Annotated in this window: 15 protein-coding genes; 10 read left to right on the top strand and 5 right to left on the bottom strand. The window is 59.9% G+C overall.

Annotation, left to right across the window (positions count from 1 at the left end):
• The first annotated feature begins 36 nt into the window (after positions 1-36).
• The 3 genes from AC19YX_RS09175 to AC19YX_RS09165 all read left to right on the top strand — a co-directional run bounded on the left by AC19YX_RS09175 (position 37) and on the right by AC19YX_RS09165 (position 2,174).
• Entirely contained in the window at positions 37-351 is a 315-nt protein-coding gene (locus tag AC19YX_RS09175; protein WP_078473889.1) for a 3-phosphoglycerate kinase, read from the top strand.
• 159 nt (positions 352-510) lie between these two features.
• Entirely contained in the window at positions 511-1,110 is a 600-nt protein-coding gene (locus tag AC19YX_RS09170; protein WP_078473890.1) for an FMN-dependent NADH-azoreductase, read from the top strand.
• Between the two features lie 197 nt (positions 1,111-1,307).
• Positions 1,308-2,174 (top strand): carboxylate/amino acid/amine transporter, encoded by an 867-nt coding sequence (locus AC19YX_RS09165; protein WP_078473891.1) that lies wholly within the window; start codon positions 1,308-1,310, stop codon positions 2,172-2,174.
• Between the two features lie 133 nt (positions 2,175-2,307).
• Here AC19YX_RS09165 and AC19YX_RS09160 read toward each other — a convergent pair whose 3' ends face one another.
• Complete coding sequence (locus tag AC19YX_RS09160) at positions 2,308-3,606, bottom strand: mechanosensitive ion channel family protein (RefSeq protein WP_078473892.1); 1,299 nt, start codon at positions 3,604-3,606, stop codon at positions 2,308-2,310.
• Positions 3,607-3,799: 193 nt separating this feature from the next.
• Between AC19YX_RS09160 and AC19YX_RS09155 the strand changes: the two genes are divergently transcribed.
• On the top strand, positions 3,800-5,146 hold the full coding sequence (locus tag AC19YX_RS09155; RefSeq protein ID WP_500606092.1) for a DEAD/DEAH box helicase: 1,347 nt from the start codon (positions 3,800-3,802) through the stop codon (positions 5,144-5,146).
• A 60-nt stretch (positions 5,147-5,206) separates the two neighbouring features.
• Here AC19YX_RS09155 and AC19YX_RS09150 read toward each other — a convergent pair whose 3' ends face one another.
• A complete protein-coding gene (locus tag AC19YX_RS09150) occupies positions 5,207-5,482 on the bottom strand; it encodes a hypothetical protein (protein ID WP_078473894.1) in 276 nt (91 codons plus the stop codon).
• Between the two features lie 183 nt (positions 5,483-5,665).
• On the opposite strand from AC19YX_RS09150, the gene AC19YX_RS09145 reads away from it, so the two are divergent.
• Entirely contained in the window at positions 5,666-6,094 is a 429-nt protein-coding gene (locus tag AC19YX_RS09145; RefSeq protein WP_421547779.1) for a hypothetical protein, read from the top strand.
• The gene (locus tag AC19YX_RS09140) at positions 6,087-6,524 is read left to right on the top strand and encodes a hypothetical protein (protein WP_500606091.1); all 438 of its coding nucleotides are present in this window, start codon (positions 6,087-6,089) and stop codon (positions 6,522-6,524) included. The genes AC19YX_RS09145 and AC19YX_RS09140 overlap by 8 nt, the downstream gene beginning before the upstream one ends.
• Before the next feature lie 39 nt (positions 6,525-6,563).
• Here the strand turns inward: AC19YX_RS09140 and AC19YX_RS09135 are convergent, their stop codons facing one another.
• Both AC19YX_RS09135 and AC19YX_RS09130 read right to left on the bottom strand, forming a co-directional pair.
• Positions 6,564-7,163 carry a DUF4291 domain-containing protein gene (locus AC19YX_RS09135; protein WP_500606090.1) on the bottom strand — a complete coding sequence of 200 codons (600 nt, stop codon included), beginning with the start codon at positions 7,161-7,163 and terminating at the stop codon, positions 6,564-6,566.
• A 50-nt stretch (positions 7,164-7,213) separates the two neighbouring features.
• On the bottom strand, positions 7,214-7,486 hold the full coding sequence (locus AC19YX_RS09130; RefSeq protein WP_421547776.1) for a hypothetical protein: 273 nt from the start codon (positions 7,484-7,486) through the stop codon (positions 7,214-7,216).
• Positions 7,487-8,183: 697 nt separating this feature from the next.
• Between AC19YX_RS09130 and AC19YX_RS09125 the strand changes: the two genes are divergently transcribed.
• Genes AC19YX_RS09125 through AC19YX_RS09115 form a run of 3 tightly spaced genes read left to right on the top strand, consistent with a single transcriptional unit; the run spans position 8,184 to position 12,023 of the window.
• Positions 8,184-9,311, top strand: coding sequence for a merozoite surface protein 3b (locus tag AC19YX_RS09125; RefSeq protein WP_078473935.1), 1,128 nt, complete (start codon positions 8,184-8,186; stop codon positions 9,309-9,311).
• A gap of 1 nt (position 9,312) precedes the next feature.
• Positions 9,313-10,740, top strand: a complete 1,428-nt coding sequence (locus AC19YX_RS09120) for a DUF6384 family protein (RefSeq protein ID WP_102047969.1) — start codon at positions 9,313-9,315, stop codon at positions 10,738-10,740.
• Positions 10,740-12,023 (top strand): hypothetical protein, encoded by a 1,284-nt coding sequence (locus AC19YX_RS09115; protein ID WP_500606089.1) that lies wholly within the window; start codon positions 10,740-10,742, stop codon positions 12,021-12,023. The genes AC19YX_RS09120 and AC19YX_RS09115 overlap by 1 nt, the downstream gene beginning before the upstream one ends.
• A 300-nt stretch (positions 12,024-12,323) precedes the next feature.
• On the opposite strand, the gene AC19YX_RS09110 is transcribed toward AC19YX_RS09115, so the two are convergent.
• Positions 12,324-13,271: an AraC family transcriptional regulator gene (locus AC19YX_RS09110; RefSeq protein WP_500606088.1), complete on the bottom strand. Its 948-nt coding sequence runs from the start codon at positions 13,269-13,271 to the stop codon at positions 12,324-12,326.
• 179 nt (positions 13,272-13,450) lie between these two features.
• Between AC19YX_RS09110 and AC19YX_RS09105 the strand changes: the two genes are divergently transcribed.
• Positions 13,451-13,843: a transcriptional regulator gene (locus AC19YX_RS09105; RefSeq protein WP_078473901.1), complete on the top strand. Its 393-nt coding sequence runs from the start codon at positions 13,451-13,453 to the stop codon at positions 13,841-13,843.
• The last annotated feature ends 27 nt before the right edge of the window (positions 13,844-13,870 follow it).

The following is a 13,870-nucleotide window of genomic DNA, read 5'->3' as shown; positions in this document are numbered from 1 at the left end:
TGTCCTAAGCTGGCGCTCCACATTGGAGACTGCCGAATGAAAAAATTCTGTTGTGCGCTGTTGGCCCTGCTGCCACTCAGCGCCTTTGCCTACCCGATCGATGTCGAGAAACAGCTCAACGGCCTGAGCGTCGACTACACCGCCTTCGACACCGACCAGGACATCGGCTCCATCCAGTTGAACAACTTCGGCAAGACCGATGTGCTGTGTTCGGTGGTGTTTCGCAACGGCCCCGAAGCACCGCGTACGCGCAAGGTGGAAGTCGCCGCGGGGCAGAGCAAAAACGTCACCGCCAAGTTCAACCGCAAAATTATCAAGCTGCGGCTGGACCTGAACTGTTCCGCCAAGTGATCCCGGTGTGCCCGGCCTGTAGGGCTTATGCCGGGTACGCTGCGCTTATAAACGAATTTGTTGATTGGTTATAGCAGTTATTTGCGCTTTTTCATCGATATCACTCTGTTTAGTCTCCCCTCCATCGACTTACGCACCCCCCGATGGAGGCTTCAGCCCATGTCCCGCGTCCTGATCATCGAAAGCAGCGCCCGCCAGCAAGATTCCGTGTCTCGCCAACTGACCCAGACCTTTATCAGCCAGTGGCAAGCCGCCCACCCAGGCGACGAAGTCACCGTGCGTGACCTGGCGCGCCAGCCGGTGCCGCACCTGGACGCCGACCTGCTGGGCGGCTGGATGAAGCCTGCGGAACAGCGCAACGCCGGCGAACACGCTTCCCTGGAGCGCTCCAACCAATTGACCGACGAACTGCTGGCTGCCGATGTACTGGTACTGGCAGCGCCGATGTACAACTTCGCCATCCCCAGCACCCTGAAGGCCTGGCTCGACCATGTGCTGCGTGCCGGCGTGACCTTCAAATACACTGCCACTGGCCCCCAGGGCCTGCTGACCGGCAAGCGTGCCTACGTGCTGACCGCCCGCGGCGGGATCTATGCCGGCAGCCCGGCCGACCATCAGGAACCCTACTTGCGCCAGGTGCTGGGGTTCATCGGCATCCACGATGTCGAGTTCATCCATGCCGAGGGCATGAACCTGGGCGGCGACTTCCAGGAGAAGGGCCTGAACCAGGCCAACGCCAAGCTGGCCCAGGTCGCCTGATCCGTTAATCGTCAGATAATCGCGCAGTGCTTAAGTAACGCCTGCGCTCCCCCTTCAAGCGGTTCGCGCATCGAACCTCCCTTTGCACTTGTTGCTCCTGAGTGCTCCTGCCCGATCGAACGCATGGCGAGATCGGGTTTTTTTTGCCTGCGAATCGGCAAACCGCTATCGTCGCCGCCATTCCAGACGAGGCGACCATGGGCTATCTACTTTTTGTCACGCTGATCCAGGCGTTTTCCTTCAGCTTGATTGGCGAGTACCTGGCCGGTCACGTCGACAGCTATTTCGCGGTGCTGGTGCGGGTGGTGCTGGCGGGGCTGGTGTTCATTCCCCTGACTCGCTGGCGCCAGGTCGAGCCCAAGTTTATGCGCGGCATGCTGGTGATCGGTGCCTTGCAGTTCGGCGTGACCTACGTCTGTCTGTACCTGAGCTTTCGTGTGCTGACGGTGCCGGAGGTGTTGCTGTTCACCATCCTTACGCCGCTGCACGTGACCCTGATCGAAGACGCCTTGAACCGACGTTTCAACCCCTGGGGCCTGCTGGCGGCACTGGTGGCGGTGGCGGGTGCGGCGGTGATCCGCTACGACCGCATCAGCCCGGATTTCTTCTTCGGCTTCCTGTTGCTGCAACTGGCCAACTTCACCTATGCCGCCGGGCAGGTGCTGTACAAGCACCTGGTGGCGCGTCACCCCACGGATCTGCCGCATTACCGGCGTTTTGGCTATTTCTACCTGGGGGCGCTGGCGGTAGCGTTGCCGGCGTTTCTGTTGTTCGGCAAATCCAACTTCCTGCCCGAAGCGCCGCTGCAATGGGCCGTGCTGCTGTTTCTCGGTCTGGTATCCACGGCGCTGGGCCTGTACTGGTGGAACAAGGGCGCATGCCTGGTGAACGGTGCGACCCTGGCAGTGATGAACAACCTGCACGTGCCGGTGGGGTTGCTGATCAACCTGTTGATCTGGAACCAGCATGAAGAACTGGGGCGGTTGTTTTTCGGGGCTTTGGTGATCCTGGCGGCGGTATGGATCAGCCGACGTGGCAACACCTCACAGCCTCGATCCACCTGAAACCCAGCGGCGCTCCCGCGGCCGGCTACGGACCTGTAGCCGCTGCCGAAGGCTTCGACACCATCAATCCACCTGACACCCCACGGCGGTCTCCCGGGCCAGCGCAGCCTGGCGGCAGCGGCTAAGGGGCACATCAGATTGCGCGTTTTTCCGCTTCGGGAATTGCGCTGGCTCCGAGCACCGCGGGCAGCAGGCCGGCGCGCAGGTCGTTGCCGCTGGGTTGCTGGTACAGGCTCAGGCCGAATTCCGGCATCACCGCCAGCAGGTAATCGAAGATATCGCCCTGGATCCGCTCGTAATCGGCCCAGGCCGTGGTGCGGGTGAAGCAGTAGATTTCCAAAGGGATGCCCTGGGCGGTGGTCTGCATCTGCCGGACCATGCAGGTCATGTTCGGCTGGATCTCGGCGTGGCTCTTCAGGTACGCCAGGGCGTAGGCGCGAAAGGTGCCGATGTTGGTCATGCGCCGACGATTGGCCGACATGGCGGCGACGTTGCCCTGGGCTTCATTCCAGCTTTTGAGCTCGGCCTGCTTGCGGCTGATGTAGTCGGTCAGCAGGCGGACCTTGCTCAGCCGCTGCTCTTCATCGTCATGCAGGAAGCGCACGCCGCTGGCGTCGATAAACAGGCTGCGCTTGATCCGCCGCCCACCTGATTGCTGCATGCCGCGCCAGTTCTTGAACGACTCGGACATCAGGCGCCAGGTCGGGATCGAGACAATGGTCTTGTCGAAGTTCTGCACCTTGACCGTGTGCAGGGTGATGTCCACCACGTCGCCATCGGCGCCGACCTGGGGCATTTCGATCCAGTCGCCGACCCGCAGCATGTCGTTGCTGGTCAACTGCACGCTGGCCACGAACGACAGCAGGGTGTCCTTGTAGACCAGCAGGATCACCGCCGACATCGCCCCCAGGCCAGACAGCAGCAACAGCGGCGATCGGTCGATCAGGGTGGCGACAATGATGATCGCGCCAAACACATACAGCACCATCTTCGCCAACTGCACATAGCCCTTGATCGAGCGGGTGCGGGCGTGTTCGGTGCGGGCGTAGATGTCCAGCAGGGCATTGAGCAGGGCGCTCAGGGCCAGGACCTGGAACAGAATGGTGAAGGCCATCGCCACGTTGCCCAGGAACACCAGGCTGGCCTTGCTCAGTTCCGGCACCAGGTGCAGGCCGAACTGCACCACCAGCGACGGAGTCATCTGTGCCAAACGGTGAAACACCTTGTTGTGGCGCAGGTCGTTGATCCAGTGCAGGGCCGGTTGGCGCCCCAGCAGTTTGGTGACGTGCAGCACCACATAGCGCGCCACTCGTCCGAGAACCAGGGCTACCGCCAGCAGCAGGGCCAGGGCCAGGCCGGAAAGCAGGAACGGGTGCTGATCAAGGGCGCCCCAGAGGTCTTGGGTGTTGAGCCAGAGCTGTTTGAAATCCATAAGCTAAAACGATTCTTCTGTAAGACAAGTTCGGTCGATTAGAGCATTTAAGCCGTAAAAAGTGACGGTTGCCGACAAACCCGCTGACAAAAAACCATCGGTTTAGCGCCGTTCGCGCAAAGAAACTCGGCCTCGGCGCTCGAAACCGGTAACCTATGCAGCTGTTTTTTTGCATATCTTCGAGGTAGCACCCGTGTTTTCCCAATTCGCCCTGCACGAACGCCTGCTCAAAGCCGTGGCCGAGCTTAAATTTGTCGAGCCTACGCCTGTGCAAGCAGCGGCTATCCCGCTCGCGCTCCAAGGGCGTGACCTGCGGGTGACAGCTCAAACCGGCAGCGGCAAGACTGCTGCTTTTGTCTTGCCGATCCTCAATCGCCTGATCGGCCCGGCCAAGGTCCGCGTCAGCATCAAGACCCTGATCCTGCTGCCGACCCGCGAACTGGCCCAGCAGACCCTGAAGGAAGTCGAGCGTTTCTCCCAGTTCACCTTCATCAAGTCCGGCCTGATCACCGGCGGTGAAGACTTCAAGGTCCAGGCCGCCATGCTGCGCAAGGTGCCGGACATCCTGATCGGCACCCCGGGCCGCATGATCGAGCAACTCAACGCCGGCAACCTCGATTTGAAAGAAGTCGAAGTACTGGTACTCGACGAAGCCGACCGCATGCTCGACATGGGGTTTGCCGAAGACGTGCAGCGCCTGGTGGACGAGTGCACCAACCGCCAGCAGACCATGCTGTTCTCGGCCACCACCGGCGGTTCGGGCCTGCGCGAAATGATCGCCAAGGTCCTGAACAACCCGGAGCACCTGCAGCTCAACGCCGTCAGCCAGCTGAACGCTACCACCCGTCAGCAAATCATTACCGCTGACCACAACCAGCACAAAGAACAGATCGTCAACTGGCTGTTGGCCAACGAGACCTACCAGAAGGCCATCGTGTTCACCAACACCCGGGCCATGGCCGACCGCATTTACGGCCGCCTGGTGGCGCAGGACTACAAAGCGTTCGTCCTGCACGGCGAGAAAGACCAGAAGGACCGCAAGCTGGCCATCGACCGCCTGAAGCAGGGCGGGGTCAAGATCCTGGTGGCCACCGACGTAGCCGCACGCGGCCTCGATGTGGACGGCCTGGACCTGGTGATCAACTTCGACATGCCACGCAGCGGCGACGAATACGTGCACCGTATCGGTCGTACCGGCCGCGCCGGCAATGATGGCCTGGCCATCTCGCTGATCTGCCACGGCGACTGGAACCTGATGTCGAGCGTCGAGCGCTACCTCAAGCAGAGCTTCGAGCGCCGCACCATCAAGGAAGTCAAAGGCACCTACGGCGGACCGAAAAAGGTCAAGGCTTCGGGCAAGGCCGTGGGCGTGAAGAAGAAAAAGGTCGACGCCAAGGGCGACAAGAAGAAGACCGGGGCCAAGGCTCCAACCAAGCGCAAGATCGCCAATCGGCCAAAAACCGACGCCCTGTCGCTGGTCAGCAAGGACGGCATGGCGCCGCTCAAGCGCCGCAAGCCGGAAGCTCCAGCCGCTGAATAAGCGCCTGGCGTGACCCTGAAAAAAGCCCGGACCTGTTCCGGGCTTTTTGCATCCGGGGTATCAGCTGTCGGCTTTCTTGCCGGCGGTGTCGAGTTCCTTGAGGCGCTGATCGATCAGCTGGCACTTGTCGGGCAGGTCCTTGCTCGCAGTTTCCAGGTTCATCTTTTGCAACTCATCATTGATCTCCTTGGCCTTGGTCGGGTTCTGCTGGGTGAGTTTCGTCACTTCCTGGGCCAGCTGTTCGCGCTTGGCGGTGGCCTCTTCGAGGGTGCAGGCCCAGGCGGGCAGGGCGCAGAGCAGGGTGCTGGCGATGACAAGGTTACGCAGGGTTTTCATGGCAGTGGCCTCGGGGTCCGATAAGGCAGTTACCCGGTTGAGGCCGAGGGGCGGATAAAAGTTCAGAGTTTCAGGCGCTGCGCAGCGCCAGGAAATGACTTTGTTTCCGCTGGCCGGCTGTTATCGTGAGCGCCCCGAAGCCCCGTGCGGCCGGGAAAGCAGTTATCAGCAATGAGATGAGCAATGGATGCCCAATTGAACCAGCAGTGCGCCACCCTGCGTGCCATGAGCTCCGCCGAGGCCGCGCAGTGGCTGCTGCGCGAATACCCCGCTGCCAGCCCTGCAAGCGCAGTCGCCCTGCAACTGATCCCCCATCGTTCCTGGCAGCGCAGCGAGCAACGTTTGCTGGCCGAGCACTACCTGACGTTGTCCTTCGCCAGCGCCCGGCCTTATCAGGCGTTTTGTTCGATCATGCCCACCCGAGTGCTGGCCGACTGGGTCGCCCAGCGCCTTCCCCAATCCCCACGCGACCGCAGCCTGTTGGCGTACCTGTTATTGCCGACCCTGAAGCAGCACATCCGTACCGAGCGCGACGCCGAGGCCATGGAACGCCTGGCCCAGGCTCTGCGCGACAAGGCAGAATCCGACCCGGAGCACACCGCAGATGAGTAACTACTTTGACCAGGAACTGCTGCAGGACCTGCGCCAGCCGCTCGCCAGCGGCCAACTGCGGATCGAACCGCAAGTCGATGCTTACTTTGACCTGATGAAGGGTTGGTTCGAGATCCGCAACCTGCGCCCACACTGGCCGAGCCTGCCGTTCGCGGTGACCGAGGTGGCGCTGGATCGCCAGCAGCAGACCCAGGCCTTCAGCGACTTCTTTGCCCGGATGGCCCAGCAATTTCGCCTCGCCGGAGACGCCGTGTACGTCGGTGACAGCGCCACCAGCCTCGCAGTAGTGGGCGATGTCTCGGCCTTGCTAGAGGTGCCGGAGTGTCTGTTTTCCATTCCCCAGCACCACTACCTGCTGGCCGCGGATCATGGGTGGTTCATGTGTTTCAGCTTCGAGGGGGATATGGGGTTTGGGTTTGTGCCGGCATAAAAGACAACGTATGGATTAAGAAATGCCGGGTGAGCTCGTCTACAACAGTGGCTTCTCTGTCGACGGTAGATACTCTCGCTCCACCGGCATCAACTCCCTTGCCTTAACCAAATCCCCCTCCTGAACCAGTTTGCAGATCGAATGGGCTAAGGGTGTGACGTCAGTAATACGTTGTATCCACTGATGCACATACAACTGCACCGCGTCTTTACTCAATCCAATTTGAATCGCGCGGTGTTTCTGTGGCTGCAAGTGCAGATCCCGCTCCGGGTCCCATTGAATACGCACCGGTGAGTTGTTTTTCAGTGTGAGCCATTGTTCTTGGCTGACGGACTCATCGGCATGGCTTAAACAACCATTGGCCAGTGCCCATTCGAAGCCTTCCCGGCTGATGTCGATGGCGAGGATGCGTTTTTGCCCGGCGTCTTTAAACCCCCAGCCGGCGCGGTACATCATCCACAGGAAGGACGGTTTTACCCAGGTCATGCGTTCCATTTTGAACGGTGGGGAGATGAATGTGCCGTGGGCCAGGGCGGAGTCGGCGATGGTGTCGCAATAGGCTTGGTAGACGCGAATGGTGTGGGCGTCGTAGACCGCTCTGATTTGGCGGTGAGGTATGTTCGATGGTGTTACGGGCATATTTTCCTTGATGGCATTAAGCGGGCGACTCTCAGGTCGCCCGTTTTGTTTTAGAGCGTGAGTTGTTCTTGCAGGCGTCGCGTCGTCACGTCCAGTAAATCACAGCCGTCGCGCAGCAGGATGGTACAGGCCAGGGTCAGTTCCTGAAGCACGACCGGCGCGTGGTCTGGTTTCTCGGGGCCGGCGAAATTTTCCAGCAGTTGGGTGGCGGCACGAATGCGGTAGGCGGCTGCGTCGTGCAGCACGTCGATGGGCGCATGGGTGTCGATCAGCAGGGAAGGCAGAGTGCTGTCGTGTCCGGTAATGGGCATGTATCGGTTCATGAGTAAATCTCTGGTAGTGGGCTTTTATGCTGTTCCCATCGTCGCCAAACAACGGGTGGCAGCTGTACGCAGGTTGGCGAGCCGGCACCAGATAAGCCGGCAGACCCGAAGGTCTCCCACGCACAGCCGCCATAGAGCGATTGTGCGGGTGCAAAAGTACCTGCAAGCAGCGGCTTTTGCATCAGTTCTGGTGTTAGGTCGCCAAACCCAGCCGTCGTTATCGACGGCTTGCCGACTATAGCCAATCCGTTGATTGCCTTTAAAGGGCTGGCCGGGTTGGGGTTTCTGATGTTGTTGTAAGGCCTTTCCTATTTTATCGAGGACCCCGCTCAGCCAACTTAACCGCTGACGACCTCGGGTTGCTTTCAAATCACTGCCTGTATTCGGCGTAGGTGAATTCTCAGCCAGCAGAAGGTGGTGTTATTCTCGCGCACGTTTGCCAGTTGCTCTTGAGCAACACTCTATGCGCTAAAAGGAACGCATTTCAGGCGGACGCAGAGCTTGAAAGCACCTCGAAGAACGCCTCGAAAAACGTCCTGTCGATGTTTTCCTGGCTTGATGTAAATACCATGCACTTTACGGCCTCCGACCCCCGCGTCGGAATCTGTTCCGGGGCCCAACCCCTTCGCCTATTCACCTATCAAAGGATGATGGAGCCGTTGCTCAATGGCTCCACAACGGGAATACGCCCATGCTCATTAATTACCTCGAACGCTCCATGTCGGCCTTGCGCTCCATCGGCATCACTTTCCCCCAGCAGGAGATGCCAGTGCTGGCGCTGTTGGACAAGGTGGCGGTGTATGACGTTGACCGCGTGACCAATATCGCCGCCACCTTGCAGCAGTCCACCGCGTTTAACGCTGCGGTGCGCGACAAGTTGCAGGGCATGGACATCAGCACCCGCTATGCGGATATCGCCACCAGTTTCGATTCGATTCGCAACGATGCGCAGCAGATGATGGAGTGGATGGCCGACGGCAAGTTGCAGTTCTCCGAGCGCATTCAGTTGGCGTGGTTGAACATGCGTCGCGGCTCGATCCCGGATCGTTTTGAGAGCATCCGCGAGAATTACCTCGCCGTGGCCAAGTCGGCGAATGAGCAGATCCAGCTGGAAACGCTGATCCTCGAGGCCTATCAGGACTATCGCTTGGCGATGAAGTCGGCCGAGGTGGATGCCTGTGAAGTCCAGAAAATCGCTCAGACGCAAATGGATGCCCGACGCCAGGCCTTGGCGGACGCCAGCGCTGCACTTGAGGTGGTGGGGGCGGCCGCGCCGGATCAGGCCAAGCTGGAGTTGGAGCGGGATGTGGCGCTGCGTGATTTGCAGGATGAAGACAAACGCTTCCAGATCATTACCGACATCGCCGATCAACTGAAGGCCGCCTATGGTGCGGCGGAGTTGGTATTCGCGCGACTCAATCAGTATCACGCGGTCAAGGAGCGGCTGTATCAGCGGGCAGTCAGTTTCTTCGCCACCAACGAGATTGTCCTGACAGGGTTGGCGGCGGGTTTCACTTCCTCCGGCGGCCTGGCAGAAACCACCCAGACTCTGAATGCCATGACCGACGGTATCAATACCAGTCTTGAAGTGCAGGCCCGTGTTGGAGGCGACCAGCTTAATGCGGCGCTCAAGGCCGGTTACGGTTCGAGCCTCAAGGCCAGTTCGGTCAAGGCGCTGGCGGATGCGGTGCTGGAGTTCCAGGCCAGTAGCCTGAGCCTGATTCAGGAGCTGCGTAAGGAGTCGGCGTCGGCCGCTGCGGAAATCGAGTCGGTCACTGAGGACAGCAAGCGCCGCTTCACCGCGCTCCTGCAGAAGGGGATGTGAGGTGAGCGAGGTTTCTCTTACCGAACAGATGGGCGCCATGGCGCTGATTGATGAGCTGCGCCACAGCCAGACGGAGATCCAGAAACACCTGAATCTGCCCCTGCATCGCAAGGCGGTGGCTGAGCGGATTCGTGAGTTCTACAAAGCCAAGGGTATTGACGTCGAGGATGGGCTAGTGGAGCAGGGGGTGCGTAACTACTTTGCTACACGTCTTGTTTATGAAGCACCGAAGCTGCGTTGGTGGGAGCAGCGTGTAGCGGATACTTACCTGCGTCGCCGCTTTTGGCAGAAATGGGTACTGATATGGACGCCCATTGTTTTGTATTCGCTGTATGCCTGGACCCACGTGTTTATCGACCTCAAGGAACAAGGCCGCTATACCCAGGCTGATTTGGTCAGCCTGCAGAATGAGGCGCACACCCGCACGCAGCAGGTGTTCTTGGTGCAAGAACAGTTGGGCAAGCTGGAGCCCGAAGTTCAGGCGGGGCAGGTCGCGGCGGCGACGCGTTTAATGTATACGGCCAAGAACGGGTTGGCGAAAGCCCGTGAGCAGGCGTCGATCAAGTTGCCGCAGTTTGCCCTGCCTCAAGAACAGCGCAGTTTCAGCGATGGGGTCATGGTCTCCAATGCCAGGGACAACTTGAAAGCAAGCGTCACATCGCTAAAGGACGTGCAGGCTCAACTGGACAAGATCAAGAACCTGTTGGTCGCGGCGCAAAAACTCAAGCGTTTGACTGCCAGTCGCGAGTTTCTTATTGCCAGCAAGGCTGTCCCCGAGGTTGCAGCGGCAGCCAAGGAGGCCCAATGGGCGTTGGATGATGCTGACACCAAGGGTGTGACGGCGGCTATTGCCAAGGTGGACCGGGCGGTAAGACTGACCGATCGGCAAAGTTTGAACCCCAATTACCTCGCCTCCCTTGAGGCGGCCCGGGCAAGTGTGCAGCAGATGGGGTTGAGCCAGGGGGATGCGGCGCAATTCCAGCCGTTGTTGAATAAGGTAGACCAAGCGATCAAGGCCCTGGATGTCTCCGGCACCACCAGTGGGCTCAAGGAGATAGAGCAGTTACTGGCGTTTGCCAAGACCCCTTTGAAGCTGGATGTGGTGAGCCGTGTGGGCGAAAAATCAATGGTCGAGCGTAACTACGACCCGACCGGGGGCAAGAGTTGGTACCTGTTGACCGAGGCGACCGACGCTGCCGGCAATGTGGTACCGGTGCCGATTACCAGTATCGAGACCGGGGAGAAGCGTTACGCCAGAATATTCGGTGTTCGGGTTAATCAGGCCACCTATCAGGAGGTCAAGAATGACAAGTTGGCCGATGGTCATGTGGATAATCGGCGTCTGGGCAGCAAGGATGCCAATTCCTTGAGCTTCAAGTTCGTCAAAGGGCGTACAACCGCCAAACCTGCTTACATTTTGGAGTGGTGATGAGCGCGAACAGCATGATGGCGACCCTCAGTGAAAACTCCCGACGCTATGAATATGAACTGCGCAAGCTGCAGCGAGAGCTGTCCAAGGCCCATGAGCGCGAGTTGCGACTGGAACAGGAAATCACTGATGCGTTGGCGCAGATCGCCGGTTATCAACTCAAGAACGTTGGCCAGCAGTCGGTTGAAGTCAAGCGTTTGCTGAAGCAGCGCAATGAGGGCGAGGCACAGTTGCGCGAGCGCCTGACCGCAGCTGAGGCCAGTGTGGAACACCATCTGCGAGCGGCTATGGAGGTTTCGGGTGGGCTTCAGGCTCAGGTCGCGGGCATCGATCGGCAGTTGGCGGATGACCCAGGCTATCAGCGTCAGGTACTCGCATTGCGTGAGGCGGAGATGGCTCGGGTTGCAGCGTCTGAGTCCTATGAGGAGCTGCGTGATGAATGCCGGAGCAAGCTTCAGAGCTTCCAGGTCGACCGGTTATATCTGTACTTGAAGTCGCGCAAGTTCGGGACCGCGGGCTACCCACGCTGGACCCCTTGGCGGCAGGCTGACCGCTGGGTCGCCAAACTGTGCAACTTTACTGAAAACTGGCGCACCGAGCAGACGCTGCTGGCGCTTCAGGAAGCCAATCAAAGTGCTGCCAGCCGCTTGGAGAAAGAAGAGGCTGCCCAACAGGCCAAGCTGACGCAGCTGTATCAAGCGGCGTCCACAGGCGGTGAATTTGCCGAGCTTCAGCAGCGCTTGCAGACTGCGCTGCAGGCGGTGGAGGTGGCTAAAGGCCAAGCCAATGAAGTGCATGCCAGTCTGGATGCCTACAGCGCGAAGCGGGACGAGTATCTGGCGCAGGCTTCAGTACTGTTGGCCGAGCAACTGGCCGAGATGAGTGACCAGAAGCTTGCACGCCTGGCGGCGCAAACCCCCGGTTCCGAGGATGATAAGCAGGTGGTGGAAGTACGTGATCTGCGCGCCGAACTTGAAGCGTTGCAGAAGCAGGTACCGTTTCTGCAGGGTAAGTGCGAAGAGGCTCAGGGCGAATATGAACGAGCCAAACAGCTTGAACGAAGTCTGTTGGCCAGCGAGGCGGGTCGAGCCAGCCAGAGCGTTTCCAGCAGTGGCAACGTCAACTCGCTGATGGTTGGTTTCATGAAGGGCGCGCTATCGGTGGCGCAGGCTCCGAGTCGAGCCAGTAGTAGTCGCAGTTCCGGATCTTCCAACTCAAACAGTTCATTCAGTAGTTCCCGTCCTCGTGATGGGGGTGGGTTTTCTACCAGCGACAGTCTCTAGGTCAATCAGGCCTGTTGGAGGGAAAGTAGAGTAGGGCGAGTACCAATTCATGCTGGTCAGTTAAAGAAAGCGCTGTTTTCTCATGCAGAGGAAACGGCGTTTTTTGCCTCTGGTCTGAGGGGGGGATATTTGCTGGTAGAGCTGTGCTGATTCGAAGCTTTTGGGGGTGTGCTCAATACCTTGTGTGACGCTAGCTTGATGACTGCTATGAGGTTCTACCCGGGATAATCGGGGCTCAGGTTTTGCCACCGCTGTGCGGTCGAGCGGGAGCACGCTCCCTCGCCACGGGGAGCCCTTTGGTTAAAGCGCCTTCACCGGAATGCAGATCTCACATTCCAACTCACCGGTTTGCGCGTCGTAGTGGGCATCGACCGGGTAGCGTTCGAAGGCCGGCCGGGCGTCGAGTTGCAGGCCGCTGCGCGGGAGCCAGTCGCGGCAGAGTTCGAGCCAGGCATCGGCGATGTCCGGGCCTTTGCCTGTGTAGGGCGCGACGGCGTAGAGGCCGCCGGGCAGGAGGCTGAGGGTAGCGGGTGCGGCGCTGATGAAGTCGGCGGGGACTTCGATGCAGGCGTCGTAGCGGCATTGGTGGGCCGGGGTGATGCTCGGGTCGTCGTGGCCGATGCCATAGCGCACGCGGTTGAACAGCTGGTTGTCGATCATCCAGCGCGCTGCGGTCTCGCGCCAGAACAGGCCGATGCCGGTGCCATAGGGGCCGGTGTAGCGCAGGCAGGCCACGCGCACCGGTGGCAGGTGTTTGAGGGTGACGTTCATCAGCGGCTCCTTGAGGTGAATGAAGGCGTCAGGGTCGTCGAATCCCGGGATATGGGTCTGATCGGGGTTGGGTAACTCGCGCAGGCGGCGCTCACGCACGTCGCTGAGGCGACGGTGCCAGCGTTTGGGTTCGCTGCTGCGCCAGCTGCTTGGGGTGACTGAGTAATGTTGCTTGAAGGCCCGGGAAAACGCCTCGCCCGAACTGAAGCCAGCCGTCAACGCGACCTCAAGGATGCTTGCCTGAGGTTCACTGGCCAGTTGATAGGCGGCGTGGGCCAGGCGCCTGCGGCGCAGGTAATCGCCCAGGGGGGCCCCGACCCAGGCGTTGAACAGGCGATGAAAATGCCGTGGGGTGAAATGCGCGATTTGCGCCAGGTCCGCCAGCTCCAGGGGCTGGTCCAGGTGATGGTCGATATGCTCCAGCACCCGGTTCATGCGCAGGGTGTATTGGTGCAGGCTGAGGTCGGCGGGGGTCATATTTGCAGCTTAGCCGGGGCTTGGCGGTATGCGGGCTAGCCGTTGCCGCGTTCGACCCGGTGCCCAGCGGTTTCCGATCAAGGGTCGGATCAGGCGCAGGAAATCCTGAACGGCTGAAAACCACACCGGTCACAACCTATGAAAGGCATTTCACTCTTATGTGTGGAGGTTGAATCAGGATGACGACTTATAACTGGGATTTGATTGAACGGCTGTTGCACGAAGTGCAGAACAGCGCCGGCCATAGCTTTACCCCGCGGCCCTACGCCGAGCAGCATGCGGCGGCCAAGGAAGCCGAGGGCGAGTCGACGGGCAATCTTGATGAGCTGAAGGTAACGGCCACCGAGTACGAAAAGCTGCTGTTGGATCGGGGCTTTATCGAGTCGCGGCCGGAGGACGAGGGCGGCAACGGTGAGAATTTCATTCTGACGCCGCGGGGCTCCAGCCTGTTGTGCATGATCGACAGCAGTATCCCCGGCAACGATCACCCGCGTCAGGTACTGGACGAACAGGCCGATGCCCTGGATCCGGCGACCTTCGACGAAGTGGCGAGCAAGGCCCAGATTGCCTGAGCCTTGAGCCCCGCGTCGCCAGTTGCC

The sequence above is a fragment of the Pseudomonas sp. MF09150 genome (assembly GCF_059862355.1).
Note: the sequence above shows the minus strand (reverse complement) of the source record. Positions and strands in the feature narration are given on the sequence as shown.